The sequence below is a fragment of the Pseudoalteromonas luteoviolacea genome (genome assembly GCF_021654285.1).
Classification (GTDB): Bacteria; Pseudomonadota; Gammaproteobacteria; order Enterobacterales; family Alteromonadaceae; genus Pseudoalteromonas; species Pseudoalteromonas luteoviolacea_J.
In genome coordinates, this window is sequence record NZ_JAKFZS010000020.1 from 74,325 (window position 1) to 91,478 (window position 17,154).

Sequence of the window (17,154 nt, forward strand, 5' to 3'; positions counted from 1 at the left end):
TTTTTTTTGTCCATATTAAGAAAATTCATGATGTAGTATTTTTTTATTACTTTTTACAAAAAGGGGCTGTTTTTTGCCCCATATTTTAGGCTTAAAGTGACGCAATAAAATCTTTTATTTTTTGGTTATCTGGAAATTTTTTAATTCCAGATTCCAGCACTGTCGATGCGTCATCAAATTGATTCAAACGTACATAGGCCTTTGCAAGTGTCGTGATAATAATCGGGTGAGAAAATTGAGGTAAGATATACTCTAATAATGCCGCACTAGCACTGACTTGAAATTCACTCGTGGCATTATTAATTTGCACAACACTTATCATTGCAAGCATCTTAAAATCATATATTTGTGGTTCCTTTTGCAACTTATCAATCGCTAACTGCCTATCGTTTAAAAACAATTCGTACAATTTAACCGTGGCATCATCGCGGTAATATTGCTCCGGCAATAACTCAATATCAAGTGCAGAGACCATAGCTCGGGCAGTGTCTACGGTAGAAAAAGGGTTTTGTCCTGTGATCAGCCTGCCATCAATCGTCACTTGGTTCAGCATCACAGCATCTTGTTCAAATATTCCGCCTCTTTCCACTAATTTATCTTGTAGTAAGAATGGGAAATCTTTGAGCCACTTTGATCCAAACGCATTTTCCTCCTCATTGGTAAACCCGTTGACGCGTTTACCTGAAACCAAATATTGGCCATCATTTAATTTAACATCAACTAATGCAGCAGGTCCGTGACAGACAGCCCCTATCACTCCCTGGCGCTGATATATTTTTGCGATAATCTCTTTTAATGGTTCATATTGATGCAAGTCGAACATAGGACCTTTACCACCGACGACAAACACACCATCAAACTGATTGGCATTAATTTCACTCAATTTATAAGTATTCGCTAATGATGATAACGCTGCCTCATCTTTTAAAAATTTTTCATTATAAACTGCTGATTTATCGTAATTATCTGCAATCGGTTTACCACCTAAAGGAGAAGCCAAGGTGACCTCAATGCCATGACGCTTGAATACATAGTAGGCCTTAGTTAGCTCACCAAACTCAAACCCAGGTTTAATCAACGTTTGGTTTTCATCCACTGCGCCGTAGCTACTCAGTACCATCAAAACCTGTCTCTGATCATCAGCAAAAGCATTTGAACTATACAGTGCAGCACCAGCAATACCTGCAAATAAAACAATGTTTTTCATAACAACTCTCCTTTGATTTAGAGTGCTATAGTAGAGGGAGTGATGTGAAAGGTCCGTGAAGCCGATACGTATTGATAGCTGAATCGATGAGAGAATTAGTAAAAACCAAATAATATCTAATTAGTATCAGCTCATACTTTAGGAGTAAAATACTTCCCAGGTGGGTCCGTGATTTATGCTGTTAAAACTGAATTTTTTATAGGTTAGTATCGCAATGCACTTTTGCATCACAGTAGGAGAGGTCTAAATGAAAAATTGTAATATTAATAATGGCAATATAGTTATTTCTGAACCGCTTTGGCAGTTATATCAAGAGGTTTATTTTTACCCTTTCATGTCGACATCTCATTATTTAAATGGTGCCATCATCAGCTTATGGAATAAACATGGTGGCATTTTAAGCTGTTATACAAATAAGAAAATCCAAAACAAAAATATAAAAGCACTTTCTCGCATATCTACTCCCATAAAATATCTTTATGGTGGCAACCATGATATGTCTTATCGCGAGTTGAGTATTTCTCTAAACATTTCTCTATCACTTGCTCAAAAATTATCAAAACGTTTTAATCAACGTGCATTTTACTTCGTTGAAAATGGTAATATCACCTTATATAACAGTTATGACCTAAAGCAATGCTATACATTTAAAGAGCCGATTGTGAAAAGAATGAAGCGGTTAACCTTACCAGCTTTTAATTCGGCCCAGCTTTGATCACATACCCACAAGTCAATTATTCTTTCTATTGCTGTTTTTATCACTACACGTTGTTGTTCTTTATTTTTATCATGTTCAACTTGAGTACAAAATTACACTATCATTTTCACTAGGCGTTTTTATTGATTTAGAATAAGAAATATTATCTCAGCACTTCTTTACAACTTGAAGAAACGAACTAAAAATATGATTTTACTATTTTTACTAGTACTGAGATGTTGCCGATGAACATTCCCACCGCTTAATCTGTATTTATTGACTAAACTAACTAGTAAACACCCAGCTAAGCAGTACCTATGCGACTCAAAACTAGACTCCCTCTTGTATTAGCTATCACTGCTTTAGTTCCTATGCTTATCATTTTTTTCATCGCCATGGTACACAGCACGCGTCAAGCTGGAGAGGTGAGTATTAGAGCAGCACAATCTGAAGTACTCAATGCCGCTGCAATTTTTGATGCATACTTCTCACAGCGCAAATCAGAAATAGCGACTTTAGCCCGCCAACCTGTTCTGAAAACGATGAATTTTAGCCAAATTAGACCTATTCTGTTCGCTGAGAAAAATGCGCATAATGGAATTTATGAGAAGTTCATCTTAGGCAGACAAGATGGTAGCTTTCACAACACTGAAGGGGGCAATCCACATCATGGCATGCGAAGAACCTTTGATGACACAGATCCTAATGCAAAAGTTAAAACCATTATAAAAAGAGACTATTGGCAAAATACAATTAGCAATAACGTCGATGGGCTGCCTCGAGTTTACGTCTCAGAACCAATGATTTCTTACACCACAGGCGTCATGCAAATCGTAGTCGCTGCTTCGATTTTAGAGCAAGATAATCAGGTGGCGGGGTTACTGGGTGGCAGTATTCCGTGGCGAGAAGTTGACCGTCTCGTTGACAATGTAAAAGGACATGTTCTGGCACAATTTGGAGAGCAAGCCAAGTTAATGTTGGTTTCCAGTACCGGCGTATACATGTATCACTGGGATATGAACAAGACCATTCAACACAAGCATATTGACGGCAAATATGTACTCAACGATATTGGCGAGAAAAGCAGTGTCATCACACGTATCACCAAAGAGCAAGATCCTTCATTACAAAAATTGGGGCTTAAAATGATCGCAGGGTTTGAAGGTCATGGACAGTTTATGCTTGACCCACAGACACAAGCTTTTGTTTTTTATGCGCCCATTCGTGCTGCGAATTATAGCCTAGCAGTCGTCTTACCTGAAGGCGTTGTGTTTGCATCTGCCTACGCACTCAAAGAAAAATTAATTGTAATACTGACGCTGGCCACACTAGTCAGCATGTTAGTTTCGTGGTGGATTGCATATAGATTATATAGCCCAATTTCTCGGCTAACCTTTGCAGCTAACTCCCTCGCAAAAGGGCAATATGACGTACATTTAAAAGCAAAAGGGGATGATGAGATCTCTGAATTAAGTCGCACGTTTGAAGCGATGCGCAGTACCATTTATGCAAGAGAAAGTGACTTAGAAAGTAGAGTTGAAAGACGAACACAAGCGCTTGAGCGAGCGATGCATGCAGCTGAAATGGCAGTCTCTGCAAAAAGCCGTTTTTTGGCTAATATGAGCCACGAAATTCGCACGCCTATGAATGGCATATTAGGCACTATTCAATTACTAGAACAAGAAGCGAACTTTAGTAAAGAACAAAAGCATCTATTAAAGCTTGCCAGCGTGTCAGGTAGTAATCTATTGACACTCATTAATGATATTCTCGATATCTCGAAATTAGAGCAAGGCCAAATCAGTCTATACGAAGAACCATTTGAGCTTAAAAGTACCGTCGATCATTTACTCCACTTAACCCAATCTAGAGCGCGCTCAAAGCCAATCACTATGCTTTATACCATAGTGCCAAATACGCCATTAGAAATTGCCAGTGATAAACATAGACTGCAGCAAGTCCTACTTAATTTGCTCAGTAATGCATATAAGTTTACGACGCAGGGGGAAGTCGCCTTATTCATTCAACTCAACCCTAAAAACAACGAGCAGCTACTATTCACAGTGAAGGACACCGGGATCGGGATCAAAGCGGAGCAACAAGAAAAGATTTTTGACCCATTTTGTCAGGAGGATGACAGCACAACCAAGCGCTTTGGAGGCACTGGACTGGGCTTAAGTATTTGCCAACAACTCGTCAGCCTTGCTGGCGGCACACTATCTTGTGAATCACAGCCAGGTAAAGGCGCAACATTCACCTTTACATGGCCGTACTCACCCTGTTGCTTAATAGAACCAGGTGATGGCGAACAAACACAATGTGCTCGGCTTAATGGCCATGTGTTGCTTGCTGAAGACAACGCCATCAATCAAGTTGTTATCTGCGCTATGTTAGAAAAGCTTGGACTACGTGTTGACTTAGCAAAAGATGGTCAGCAAGTGCTTGAAAAAATAGAGCTGGATTACTTTGATTTAATTCTGATGGATGTGCATATGCCCAAAATGGATGGCATAGAAGCAACTAAACACATCAGAGCCCATCCTAAGTATAGCCAGATGGTGATCATCGCTATCACGGCGAATGTGTTTTTAGAGGACATAGCGACATACTATAGTGCAGGTATGGATGACTTTGTCGCCAAACCCGTCGAAATGACGAAGCTCGAATTAGTATTGAGCAAATGGTTAGGAATAAAAAACAGCTAACCACACCGTTTCTTCATCCGGTTTGGTCCAACTGACTTTATGTTTACAATGTGCTGGGATATTAATGTGCTCTCCAACACCGAGCTTTATTATCCGTCCGTCAGCAAAGGTTATCTCTCCCTCACCTTGCAATACAATGACCCATTCATGTTGTGCTTGATCATACCACCCTGTCTCTGGAGACGTATGGCCACGAGATATAATGCGCTCTATTTTCACATCATCATTACCGGCAATAAGCTCAAAAAACTCATCCGATAAATCTTGTGGCATCGCATCAAATACGCTTTTCTTAATTTCGCTCATAAGGAAACCTCTATACAGATTAACATAATCGTAAAAAATGAAGATAAGGTAAGTATTAGTAGAAGGACTTGGTGGAGCTAGGCGGGATCGAACCGCCGACCTCTTGCATGCCATGCAAGCGCTCTCCCAGCTGAGCTATAGCCCCAAGTTAGCGAGTAAGAGTTTATTATATCTTGTTAATTTGTAAAGCAGTTTTTTCCTAATAATCAAACCACCCAACAAATATCATTTCCCAAAAAGTAGCGACCAGCAATAAGTTGGTCGCTATAGTTACGGTTTAACTTTGGTGACAACGGGGGTTTTAGTTTGTTAATTTTTTTAACGCGCTGTCTAATGAACCAATCAATTCATCATTAATCAGTGTGTTTTTTTCCATATCAAAGTTGTCAAAAAAGCTAGGAATAGACAAGTGTGCTTTTACATCTGCAGCAAAGTATGGGGCTGAATTTACTGCGGCATTCAAAACACTTTGTGCGCCACCAGGGCCTGGCGACGTCGCCAACAATAGCATAGGTGTGTTTTGATATACTTTCATGTCAATGCGTGATACCCAGTCAAAGATATTTTTATACGCAGCTGTATATGAACCATTATGTTCAGCAAATGAAATGACAATGGCATCTGCACCGCCTACCTTATCGTAAAAGCGCTGCGCCTGCTCAGGGATACCATGCTCTTTTTCACGGTCAATGCTATATATAGGCATTTCAAAATCATTCAAATCTAAAATTTCTACTTCAGCTTGCTCAATGCGAGAGGTGGCATATTTCACTAATGCGTTATTGATTGACTGACGGCTGTTACTTGCTGCAAATGCTAATACTTTCATGATGCACTCCAAAATAGTTGCTTTATTTATCGTGATTAATTGCTCAACTTGATGACAAACAGTGTAGATTAAGTTCTAATAAACATTAATAGGGCAATTGAAAAGTTACTGTTTCCATATGAATCATAATCTATTTGAAGGGATCGAGGTGTTTGTCAAAGTGGTGCAATGCAATAGCTTTGCAGAAGCTGCACATCAGCTCGGACACTCCCCATCTCATATCAGTAAAGTCATAAATCGATTAGAAGCTCGACTTGGCATGCGGCTGTTAAATAGAACAACGCGCACGCTTGCGTTAACACCCGATGGCGAAGTCTATTTTCAGCATTGTGTACAGCTGATTTCAGATGCAGAACAAACACTGCAGTTACTGACAAACGAAGAAAACAAACCAAAAGGCGTACTAAAAATTAGTTGTCCAGTGGCATTTAGTTTAGATTATGTCCGACCTATCGCGGCTGAGTATCTAAAGAAATACCCAAATGTGACCATTGAGTGGGATATTAACGATCGTGCAGTTGATATCGTAGGCGATGGCTTTGACTTGGCACTTAGAGCTACAACACGTCTGGAAGAGTCCAGCTTGATCTGCAAACGGATCTATAAGTGCAGAACACTCGTCGTTGCAAGCCCAAATTACATTGAACAATATGGCAGGCCACATCACCCAAGGGAGTTAACTAAGCATCACTGTATTTGCTACAGCAACCTAAAAACTCCAGATCGCTGGGAGTTTACTGAACAGTCAGGAAAATCATTCATCGTCGACGTGCGCAAACGCGTTAATTGCAACAACGGTAAAATGCAAGCCGCGCTTGCCATAGATGGGATTGGTATCACCAGATTACCTGAGTTTTACTTAGAAGACGCATTAAAGACCAAGCAATTAGAAATACTATTTGAGTGCTATGAGCAAAAGCCAGTTGAAGTATATGTAATGTACCCAAGCAGAAAACACCTCTCGCCTAAAGTACGTTATTTTATTGACATGCTGGCACAGAAATTGTCGCCCTAGCAATCACACACTAATTGGATATTGCCCCATAACGCTGATAAATTTTCTCAATTTCTTTATTGTGCCTCATCAATGAGAGCGCTTCATCGAGCTCCTTTTGCAGTCGTTTTAAATGGGGTTGTAATCGCATATGCACAGGCAACTTACTGATTTCATATAGCGCTTTAAACTCAGCATAGTCTGAGTTACGTTTTTGATAATACGCTGCTGTAGCATCACCTATCATCACACAGTCAATGCGCTTATGTGCAAGCTGGAACAATAACTCTTTTTCTGATGTATTGTCATACACCATGATTTTATCAGTGCCGAAGTGTGCTTCAAATTCGCCATACCTATAACCACGCACACGCCCAAATACCTTGCCATAAAACGCAACGGGGTTGTCAACAACAAGGGCATCCTTCCTACCTAAAACAACCTCTCGAGAATACGCGTAGGCGCGAGAATAGATTGCTGGTTTAACACCCTCAACTCTCCAGCTTGGGTTAACACCTGGTTCAATATCAATCTTGCCCAAATCAAACTGCTTTTGCCCACGCGCAACAGACCAAGGCACCAGCTCAAAAGTATGTCCTGTTAACTCACTTAAGCGCACAAAAAGATCACTAAAAATACCGGATTGCTTACCATTTACGATGAAGTTATACGGCGGGTTTGCACCATGATAGACCAAAACGGTGTAATGCTCAGCAACACCGACTGAAGAGAATAACAATGCAAAAAAATACAGCAAGTAACGCATGATCTAGCCAAATTAACCTGATAGTTATCAACTTAGCACAAATTTTACACAGATTATGAATTCGCACCTTTTTTGAACAGAAAAAGTACGATTTCTTGCCTTATTGGTAACACCGCCATTTTTGGCACTAAATACAAAGAAACAATATTCTCATTACTTAAACAAAACGGCTAAATAATACCCATAAATTTCATTTTATAAATTTTTTCTTCATTTTTTTGACTTTAATCATAAATATTATATTCATTTATTCGTTTAATAATTATGTACGAACGCAAGGTCTCTCACTTTGTAGTTTACGTTGTGAAGGAAACAACACGACAACAACTCCGTACATAAAATTTATTACGAGCCAATGAGGCTCTTTATTCTCAAGAAAAGGAAAAAACTATGAAAACTGGCGTATTATTCTCACTAATTGCCGTTGCTGCCGCTGCTAACGTATCAGCTGAAGAGCTGCCTGCTGATGCTGGTTATGCAAGTGTTCAAGAAGTGCTGGAATATGGTCGTAAGTATCAAGCTATCAGAACACAGCTTAAAGATGCAGGATATCGCTTCCACAACTGTCACACCCAAGTAATCAATTACTTCGTGACACCAATGCAACCTGAATATCTTTATGCAAAAACTGAGTGCACTTACTCGACGCCAAGTGGTGGCAGCTACTCTCTACAAACAGACTATGCAAAAGTCACGATTGATGTAAATTATAATCAAGAGTTTGGTTTGTATAGAGAAGGTGATGTGACAGTAAACTATATGACTGTTTACTAATCATACCGCTGACAGAGCCACTACTCATACCGGTTAAAATTAGTTGCTCAGTGAACAGTGGATGGGACACCTTTTTGGAGGTGTTCCCATTAATAAGTATCACCTCAAGCCTATCTTATGACCAGCTTAATGCCCAAAGCTAACTCCGCTATAAATATTTAAATAATTTATAGGTAATTCTGAGTATACCCTTATAAATCGACTTATTTACCTATAATATTTACACCTATTGAATGAAGATTTTAAATGGTTGTCAATCGACTAAAACTTAAAGTCTTTTACTGATAATAAATCCAAGGTTGTCAGCCGTACGACATACCTAAAAAATCACATAAATTAGCATATAAACGGGGTTAAAATGGGTTACGATGACTCAAGTCATTTAACAATCTTAATTGCGGATGATCATCACCTAATAAGGCAGGGATTACACTCCTTAATCATGCAATCACACACACGATACCAAGTTGATGATGTCGCCACAGGAGAGCAGGCTTGGCAATACATTACTGAACACGAACCCGACCTTGCGATTTTAGATGTTTCTATGGGTAGCCTCTGTGGATTAAAAGTATGCGAGAGAGTCAAACAAAAAAAGCTAAAAACACGCATTATCTTTCTCAGTATGTATGATGATGTAAAAATAATACGCCGTGCACTTGAAATAGGTGCAGACGGATATTTATCTAAAAGCGAAGCATTTGCCACCCTAAATCAAGCAATCAAAGTCGTGACCAGTGGTCAGTCTTTTATCAGCCCAGATATTAAAGCTGAACTAGCACAACACCAATCAAGCGATACACACAAAACTTTAACGAACAGAGAAAAACAAATCGTCAGCTATATCAGTCAAGGTAAATCAAATCGGCAAACTGCTGATATTTTGTGTATTTCTGTCAAAACAGTTGATAACCACCGCACCAAGGTAATGAAAAAGCTTGGCGTTAAAAAAGCGGCTGAGCTTGTAAAATATGCGCTTGAAGAGAGACTAATTGTTTAAATAAATTGAGCTCTCACCTTAGAACATTATTTTATTTGACTTAATTATCGTCGTTTAACCGTCAGCTATATTTACGTTTTAAACAACTCGTTTTTAGCCCATTAAGTGGAGTTATAATAACACGAGGTAGTTATGGTCATTTGACTAAAAATGAATTCACTGTGGGAGGTTGCAAGCACATTAAACAACATGCGATGACTTGCGCTTCTACACTCTATTTCGCCCCCAACAATTTAATTTTTCATTCATATTTATTACGTTCTTTGATAAAACTCACACGCCAAAGCCCCCATAAAATAAACTCTTATAAACTTGTTAAAAAACAAATTTATGGCTCTGGAATTCAGAATTTGAAAGACCTTTACTAAAAGTGCTTTATGGAAGAGGTTGCTTATTGCATAGCTCACCATCCCCCTAACTTTTTGAACCCATATAGGGTAAATACCCTATTTCATTTTAAGCGTTCATAACGTAATTTACCCATTTTATTGCAGTAGATAACGGCTTATCTCAATAACCAATACTTCTCAAAGGGAAATTTTATGTTTGAACAAAAAACAAATGTCTCATCAAAGCTCAAAGCGACAGGCAAGTTTACACGAAATTTATTATTAGTTAGCATGCTGGGTTTACCACTCTTTACTCAAGCACAAGCTCCAACTCATACCAGTGAAATATCAGCCGTCAATTCAAACCCAGGCGCGCAACGCATCCATGACGTACATGTATTGGCTAACGGTAATTATGTTGTAACTTGGCTTGGGGGTGGTGTAGTGGCCTATGAACAAGCGCAAACATTCGATTCAAACGGAAATAAGCTCGGTCCTGAAATTAGCCTAAACACTGGTGGGCAAATAATTCCTCTAGAAAACGGCAGTTTTTTAGTCATTGACTTTGAAAATCGCTATTCTTTTAATCAATCTAACGTAAGTATCCAAAAATACACCAGCAGTGGAATGGCTGATAGTAGCAGTTATAAGCTACCTTTAAGCACAACGGTAGCTTCAGCCGATGACACTTTCAAAGAGTTTAAAGTGACAAAACTGTCCAATAATAAGCTGGCCATCGCTTTTGGTACTGAAAATATCTATACAAAAATCATTAATATCGGTAGCACTATCACTGCCCAAGACGCAGTTAAAACCAGTGCTGTAGCGTCTGGTTACAAACCTGATATCAATGTAACGACGCTGGAAAATGGCGACTTTATCGTAACTTGGGTAGGCCGATTATCAGCACAAAATGATAAACCTATATACTTCCAACGGTATAACAACCAGGGTCAAGCCATTGGTGAAAATAAGGTACTAAACTCTTTACATAAAGATATTTATGTCCCAGATATTGGCATTGATGCTACTAAAAATGGCGGTTTTATAATGACCTGGCCGTCTACAGTAGACAATAGTACCTACAACTTACTAGGACAAACGTTTTCAGCAGACGGTCAATCTCAGAGTGTACCATTTCAAATAAATACAGATCCAATGCGCGTTAGAGATGCTCAATCAGATGTCTCTGTAACAGCCAACGGTGATTTTTTAGTGACTTGGAGCCAAACTAGCTCACAAAACTATGATACAAATATTTATTTGCAAGCAATAAACGCGGATGGAACAAAAAGTGGCGACAAAGTATTGGTAGACACAAATACCACTCTTTATGAACCTCTTCCAATGATTGGCGACCTGCAAGCAGGTAACTTCGTTCTGGTTTGGGTAGCCAATATATACAGCGCTGCCGACACACCTGAAGTGCTTTCACAACACTTCACTCTAAGTTCACCACAACTTCCAAACGAACTAACCGCCACTGTACCCAGCGGCCCTATTTATGTAGGTGATACTATTGAATTACCTTTATCCGCAACAGGTACAAACATTTATGGCATTGATTCTGTGTTAACTGTCAATAATAGTAATATTGCACAGGTCACAGGAGGAAGTTATGGAGAATTTTTACCTACTGGTCAACGCCTTACGATTCCAGTCAATCATACAGATTCTAGCTGGGAGAGTGCGCTTTCTCTTAAAGCACCTTATGAAGCCAAAACAGGGCAAGGGCAATACGCAACTGTGACTTTAGTCGCTAACAACCCTGGCTCAACCAGCGTAAGCTTGTCATCTCAGTTTACAAATGAGAATGGGCAGTACATTTACCAGGGACAATACAATTATACTCTCACCGTTTTAGAGTCTGTATTCCTAACTGGCGATGTTTCTTCACTTCAATCTAACGGCGACTATAGCCAAATCACAATTACAATTAACGGCGAACCGGTACAAATTAATGCGGATGGCACTTTTAAGATCCGCGCCGACATAGGTAATGCAACTGTTGTTATATCTGCCCCTGGGTTTATTAGCGGTGAAAAACAGCTGACTTTGTCGCCTAACCAAGCTGATTTAGACTTTGGCCCAGTTCAACTCACTGCTGGTGACAGCAATGGGAATGAAAAAATAGACATTGGTGATCTAACTCAACTTTTGGCATCATACCGCTCTACCAGCGCAGAGCCAAACTATACTCCGTCTGCTGACTTTAATCGTGACAATAAAATAGACTTACAAGATCTAACTTTGTTGGGCAAAAACTTTGGTAAACAAGGACCACAACCTTTTTAACCAGCTAATAGCGAACAGACCATAAATTTCTTGGTCTGTTCGCCAAGAATAAAGAGAAGAATATGCACTTTCTATTTATGACCTTACTACTGTTCTGCTGTACTGTTGCAAATGCAAGCGATGGCAGCGTATCTTTAAGTAGTCCAAGTCAAAAAATTAAATCGGGCAGCCAATTTTATGTGGATGTATTAGTTGAAAATGCACCGGAAATTTATGGTGCACACCTTGTTTTAAATTACGATGCCACACAGCTAGAGCCGATTGACCAAGATCAGCAAACACCTGCTGTACAAATTGAGCATGGCAACTTTTTTGACACCAAAAAATTATTTGTATTGACCAATTCGGCTAATACGAAATTGGGGAAATTAGACTATATTATCAGCCAAATGGCGCCTGCGGAGAGTGTATCTGGCTCTGGTCGAATTGCTCGAATATTTTTTGAAGCCAAAGAAAATGCGACCAAAGCGAATATTACTATCGAGAAAGCTGACTTTGGTACGAAAGATGGTCAAAGCCTGATATTTAATACCAACTCAACGCTCAACATCGAGTTTGATGCAACCTATCAAGTTGCTCCCACTCCACCAACATTCACATACAGCACAACACTCTTAGTGGCTATTGTGAGCACATTAGTGCTAGTTTTTATTATTGTCGCTTTAAGACGCAAACGCGTCGTTAAAGCCTAGGGCACCGAATGTTGCCCTCTCTGCTCTAAAAGCTGTATTTATTACAGGTGACCATTAAGATGAGCAATTTATCACCTTCCAAAGACGACACATTACGTAAATTAGACAGAGCAATCCGCCATGACGAGATAAGTTGATATTGAGTCAGATACTGCTTTGAGAAATGCACTGTATCAAAGCTGTATACCGTAAGTAAGTTTACTCCAAGTCAACTACTAATGAGTATGTTTAACTTGCCGTTGGTTGGCCACGCTGCGACTCCCATTAACCTTGGTGGTGCACTTATTGTTAATGCGAAAACTAATGCTGGCCGACACCCAACTAGAATAAAATCATTATCAAACAGAAATAACGTAATATTTTGATTTTCCTATTATGATTTTGAAGCGAAGAAACCAGATCTTGTTGCTCAAATTTTCTCACCCGACGGATTAAAGGTTGGGACAGAAGTCTCTCTGAACGCAGAACATAGCCACCTTTTAAGTGAAGACAGATTATTTGTATTAAAAAATGCTGCCAATAAACAAGGTAACACAATCGACTATATAGCCAGTCAGACGGGCTCCTGCGAACTCAATGCTCAGCCTTGCATTTAACTCAGCGTATAACATCGCCAGTCCGCCAGTCCACCATCTGCCAACCAAAAAAGTACAATATTGTTTGCAGCCATTGTCAGCATAATGGTCATAATTTCCCTAACGGCTCTATTGAGACGCAAACGCGACGAGCATATCTCAGCAGAAAAAGCGTAAAGGCATCAGAAGATGCCCGCTAACCTCTGCAAAATAAGGAGAGGCGTTTACTGTTGGTAAACATGGATATAGCCATCGAGATCTGGCACCAACACCTTACCAGCACCAACTGCAGGTGAGGCATACACACCACCATGTACAAAGCCCGAAATCATTTTTGGTTGATAATGCCAAACGGTCTCACCAGATCCCTTGGCTACAGCCATAAAACCACGCTGAGTGATATACCAACCTGGCTCATCATGTCCTGTGGAACCGATATAAACATGCTTATCATCAATAATGGGTTTTCCCCAACTCCAACCGGGCGTTGCTACCTGCCAAACAATGTCACCAGTTTCTGCTTCCATCTTAAACAATAGCTTGGCATCTGAACTGCCGATATAAAAGTAATCGTCATCGCTATCAGCAACCGCACTGGACTCAACCCATGATCCACCAGGTAGTGCCTTTTTCCATAAGACTTGACCTGAATGAGGCTCAAGCCCATACAAGTTTGTATCTCTAGAACCAATCACCACAACATCATCAATCACTGCAGGGCTTGAGGGAACCGCACCTTGTGTCTGATACTGCCATGCCAGCTCTCCCGTATGCTTATTAAGTGCATAAACGTGGCCATCCCAGCTAGCAACAAAGACTTTGCCCTGATATAAACTAGCGGTCGCGCGGATCATACCTTGTGTTTTAAACTGCCATTTAACTTCACCAGTACGTTTCGAGATTGCATAAAAATGACCATCGGCACTGCCAATATAAACAAGTCGGTTATCTGCAATTGGACTCGACTTGGTATAATCAAACTCCCAAGGTGCGTGATTTGCAGGTAAAACCCTATGATGACCTCCATCATTCAAGCTTACTTTCCATAGCAGCTTACCGCTCCAGCGATTTAATGCGTATAAAAATCCATCATCACTTGAAAAAAACACCCGATGATTATCAACAAAGGGTTTTGAACGCACCTTGCCTTGAGTTTCATGTGTCCAGCGCAATTTTACTCGGTCGATATCAAAAGCGTACAATTTGCCATTGTCACTGCCAAAATAAGCCAGGTGATTTTTAAGGGAGATACTTCCCCAGTTTTCACTGCCTGTTTGGTAGCTGTATAAGTAATCTCCACTTTTAGCAAGAGAAGAGACACTGATGAAAGCGGATAATAATCCCGCGCATAATGTGGTTGCCACCTTTTTTATTGTCATTGTTTGCTCCTTGATTAAATTTCGAAGCAACACTAAATGACCACCAAAAATAAGTCCTGAAATTTAACTTAAACTTTCTTAGTAAATATTAAATATCTGATATATCAGCTTTTAAAATATGGTTTTGTACAAGTTGAGTAAACTTTTCGTCTTGTCTTAACGATAAGAAATGTGGATCTGCTGCAATCCATAAAAAGGCATATTGTCCAGCAAGCCGCGACTGCTCCAAATAATGTAGCGCGAGTTGTTTGTCCCCTATGGCCGTTGCATAACGAGCTTGAGACATAGGGGCATCATAATGTCCAATATCCGCTCTTCGCGTATCCTGATAAAGCAACCAACGGTAAACCCCTTCCATACCTTGAGTGGCAAACTGCTTTTCAATCATAGTGATTTCTGACTCTGTGTATCCTTCATACTTCATAACCCAAATTAACTCTTGCAATGCCAAGTCAAACCGCCCCAATTGTTCGTAAATCGCTCTTAAGCAAACGTGATAAAATCGATTACTCTGTGCGTAAGGGCGCAACCTATCCAGCACTTCGAATGCTTCGTCAAACTGTTGGCTCATCATATAAACCCACGCCACACTCTCACTTGAATAACCATCAGGCTCCATCGTCTGATACGTGCGAATGTGATGCATCGCTTCGTCATTTCTACCCAGAGCCAGTAGATACTGCCCATACATATGATGCGCTTCGCTATTGGGAAGTGCATTTAAAAAATAAACTTCAGCATCTTTGGTATTCATATTCCCCATAAAAATGAGCTTTGCGTATAATAAATTAGCCTCTTTATGCTCAGGATAGTCTGATAAAACCCGCTCCAAAATCGTTTTTATATGCAGCTTGCCCTCTGAATAATTGTCACTTTTGGGGTCTAGCTGAGAAAAGTGTGCCTTAGCAAGCCAGTATATTGGTTCGGATAACTGAGGCGCTTCAATAGAGATAGATTTTAGTAGACTGATCGCTCTATCAAGTTGCTCTGGGTGATTATTAATTATAAAACGCGCATGATTAAATGGCTCAGCTAAGTGATCTGGGATCACTTGCTTGACAGGTGCCCTAGGCATTTGCCAAAAAACCACAAAAGAAATCGCAACCAAGCAAAGGGCCGCTTTTAACAAAAAACTATCTAACGAAGATGGCAGTGCATCGCAAAGCGGTGGACCCACCCAACGATATCCTACGCCCGAAATGGTTTTTATATATTTAGGTGACTTAGCATCATCTCCTAATAACCTGCGCAGCCCATTAATAGCCACATAGATTGCATCTTCACTAACAACACGTTGCCCCCATACTTCGGATAAAATTTGTGATTTGCTGACATCTTGATGCTTAAACTTTAAAAGTAAAACTAACAGCGCATACTGCTTAGGATCCAATTCCACTACTTTTGTGCCATCTTGTAAGCTCAACTGCCGATGATTTATAACCCATTGTCCTTTATTGGCGGTCTTCAGCATAATTCCTACCTGAGAATAAAAATCTATAGTTATCTAATTTAAAAATAATATTTGGGTAAAATATCGCCATTAGCATAATGGACTTGACGTGTGTTGTTAAGGTTTTGTTTACAAAAATTACAAAGGTAAGAATTTTGCAATATAAAGGGCTGAGAATTTCTCGCCCTTTATCAGCTAAAATTAATAATAACTGGTACTTAATGTGCCTTGCTGAAGGTCTTGATTTATTTTCCACTCATCAAAAAGCATTGTTGAGCCACCAGAATTTGAACAACGAACAGCATATGTCATAGAAGAGCTAAATGCATCATAAAGCACTTTACCAGTGTGGTTAAATACATCGCTATAAAGGTTACTTACATGCATCTGGCCATTAAATAATCCGGGTACATCACTATTGCCAAACTCAACGACACGACACTCGCCGTCAGGTGCATGTGTATTTACTGATAATTGCGCTGTCAAAGTAACAGATTGAAAATACCCGGGATGCCTATCACCTGCGTCGGTCCAGTTATCAAACTGCAACGACCTGTCGTAATTAATTGACGGTGCTGCAGGCACTTTATGGTGTACTAAATAGCTACGATTATCATCATGACAAGTCAATTTGACCACCTTGGCCACGGTTTCATTGCCATGTTCTACAGCACCAAAAACCACCCGATTATCAGCAACGGTTAACGGCGCAATCAAAGCACCACTGACTTCATTATACAACGCAGCCGCATTACAAGTCGCTTGTGCCGCTGTGTCAAAAAATGCGGTAAAATAATGCGACGAAGTCGTCTGCACCATCATACTTTTGACCGGACCATATGGGTATTGGGTCGTTTTACCTGCATTACTATCCGCATCGTAAATTGTCTCAAGCGCGTAGGCATTACCCGTCATCAAAATACCTACAGCTAGGGCGTGAATTACTTTCATTATACTCTCCTTTGAAAACAGCCACTCAATAAGTCTATTATTTTTACTAATTATTATAAGCACAAAAATGGCGACTAGCGCTGGTGACAAACACCTTACCCGCTCGCTACAAAGCACATCATTTACTTTACAGCCTTAACTCAACAAAAAAGTCAATTTAGGTACAGGCTGCCGCTGTGTGCCATTCTATAATGACCTCAAAAAA

The 17,154-nt window shown here is 39.9% G+C and carries 14 protein-coding genes and 1 tRNA gene; 7 read left to right on the top strand and 8 right to left on the bottom strand.

Annotation, left to right across the window (positions count from 1 at the left end; translation table 11 throughout):
* Positions 1 to 91: 91 nt before the first annotated feature.
* Entirely contained in the window at positions 92 to 1,207 is a 1,116-nt protein-coding gene (locus L1077_RS18270; RefSeq protein WP_237138376.1) for a DJ-1/PfpI family protein, read from the bottom strand.
* 247 nt (positions 1,208 to 1,454) lie between these two features.
* On the opposite strand from L1077_RS18270, the gene L1077_RS18275 reads away from it, so the two are divergent.
* A complete protein-coding gene (locus tag L1077_RS18275) occupies positions 1,455 to 1,922 on the top strand; it encodes a hypothetical protein (protein WP_237138377.1) in 468 nt (155 codons plus the stop codon).
* Positions 1,923 to 2,221: 299 nt separating this feature from the next.
* Positions 2,222 to 4,609, top strand: coding sequence for a hybrid sensor histidine kinase/response regulator (locus L1077_RS18280; RefSeq protein ID WP_237138378.1), 2,388 nt, complete (start codon positions 2,222 to 2,224; stop codon positions 4,607 to 4,609).
* Here the strand turns inward: L1077_RS18280 and L1077_RS18285 are convergent.
* The 3 genes from L1077_RS18285 to L1077_RS18295 all read right to left on the bottom strand — a co-directional run bounded on the left by L1077_RS18285 (position 4,589) and on the right by L1077_RS18295 (position 5,744).
* Complete coding sequence (locus L1077_RS18285) at positions 4,589 to 4,915, bottom strand: cupin domain-containing protein (RefSeq protein ID WP_237138379.1); 327 nt, start codon at positions 4,913 to 4,915, stop codon at positions 4,589 to 4,591. The genes L1077_RS18280 and L1077_RS18285 overlap by 21 nt on opposite strands.
* Positions 4,916 to 4,984: 69 nt before the next feature.
* Positions 4,985 to 5,060 (bottom strand) — tRNA-Ala (locus L1077_RS18290).
* A 156-nt stretch (positions 5,061 to 5,216) separates the two neighbouring features.
* Positions 5,217 to 5,744 carry an NADPH-dependent FMN reductase gene (locus L1077_RS18295; protein WP_237138380.1) on the bottom strand — a complete coding sequence of 176 codons (528 nt, stop codon included), beginning with the start codon at positions 5,742 to 5,744 and terminating at the stop codon, positions 5,217 to 5,219.
* A gap of 118 nt (positions 5,745 to 5,862) precedes the next feature.
* On the opposite strand from L1077_RS18295, the gene L1077_RS18300 reads away from it, so the two are divergent.
* Positions 5,863 to 6,759 carry a LysR family transcriptional regulator gene (locus L1077_RS18300; protein ID WP_237138381.1) on the top strand — a complete coding sequence of 299 codons (897 nt, stop codon included), beginning with the start codon at positions 5,863 to 5,865 and terminating at the stop codon, positions 6,757 to 6,759.
* 10 nt (positions 6,760 to 6,769) lie between these two features.
* Here the strand turns inward: L1077_RS18300 and L1077_RS18305 are convergent, their stop codons facing one another.
* On the bottom strand, positions 6,770 to 7,504 hold the full coding sequence (locus L1077_RS18305) for a substrate-binding periplasmic protein (protein WP_237138382.1): 735 nt from the start codon (positions 7,502 to 7,504) through the stop codon (positions 6,770 to 6,772).
* 390 nt (positions 7,505 to 7,894) lie between these two features.
* Between L1077_RS18305 and L1077_RS18310 the strand changes: the two genes are divergently transcribed.
* The 4 genes from L1077_RS18310 (at position 7,895) to L1077_RS18325 (ending at position 12,594) form a co-directional block, all read left to right on the top strand.
* Positions 7,895 to 8,278, top strand: coding sequence for a hypothetical protein (locus tag L1077_RS18310; protein WP_237138383.1), 384 nt, complete (start codon positions 7,895 to 7,897; stop codon positions 8,276 to 8,278).
* A 358-nt stretch (positions 8,279 to 8,636) separates the two neighbouring features.
* The gene (locus tag L1077_RS18315; RefSeq protein WP_237138384.1) at positions 8,637 to 9,278 is read left to right on the top strand and encodes a response regulator; all 642 of its coding nucleotides are present in this window, start codon (positions 8,637 to 8,639) and stop codon (positions 9,276 to 9,278) included.
* A 542-nt stretch (positions 9,279 to 9,820) separates the two neighbouring features.
* On the top strand, positions 9,821 to 11,902 hold the full coding sequence (locus L1077_RS18320) for a dockerin type I domain-containing protein (RefSeq protein WP_237138385.1): 2,082 nt from the start codon (positions 9,821 to 9,823) through the stop codon (positions 11,900 to 11,902).
* Between the two features lie 62 nt (positions 11,903 to 11,964).
* On the top strand, positions 11,965 to 12,594 hold the full coding sequence (locus L1077_RS18325) for a cohesin domain-containing protein (protein WP_237138386.1): 630 nt from the start codon (positions 11,965 to 11,967) through the stop codon (positions 12,592 to 12,594).
* Between the two features lie 799 nt (positions 12,595 to 13,393).
* On the opposite strand, the gene L1077_RS18330 is transcribed toward L1077_RS18325, so the two are convergent.
* The 3 genes from L1077_RS18330 to L1077_RS18340 all read right to left on the bottom strand — a co-directional run bounded on the left by L1077_RS18330 (position 13,394) and on the right by L1077_RS18340 (position 16,949).
* Positions 13,394 to 14,548 (bottom strand): outer membrane protein assembly factor BamB family protein, encoded by a 1,155-nt coding sequence (locus L1077_RS18330; protein WP_237138387.1) that lies wholly within the window; start codon positions 14,546 to 14,548, stop codon positions 13,394 to 13,396.
* Between the two features lie 88 nt (positions 14,549 to 14,636).
* A complete protein-coding gene (locus L1077_RS18335; RefSeq protein ID WP_237138388.1) occupies positions 14,637 to 16,019 on the bottom strand; it encodes a winged helix-turn-helix domain-containing protein in 1,383 nt (460 codons plus the stop codon).
* Positions 16,020 to 16,199: 180 nt separating this feature from the next.
* Positions 16,200 to 16,949 (bottom strand): hypothetical protein, encoded by a 750-nt coding sequence (locus tag L1077_RS18340; protein ID WP_237138389.1) that lies wholly within the window; start codon positions 16,947 to 16,949, stop codon positions 16,200 to 16,202.
* Between the last annotated feature and the right edge of the window lie 205 nt (positions 16,950 to 17,154).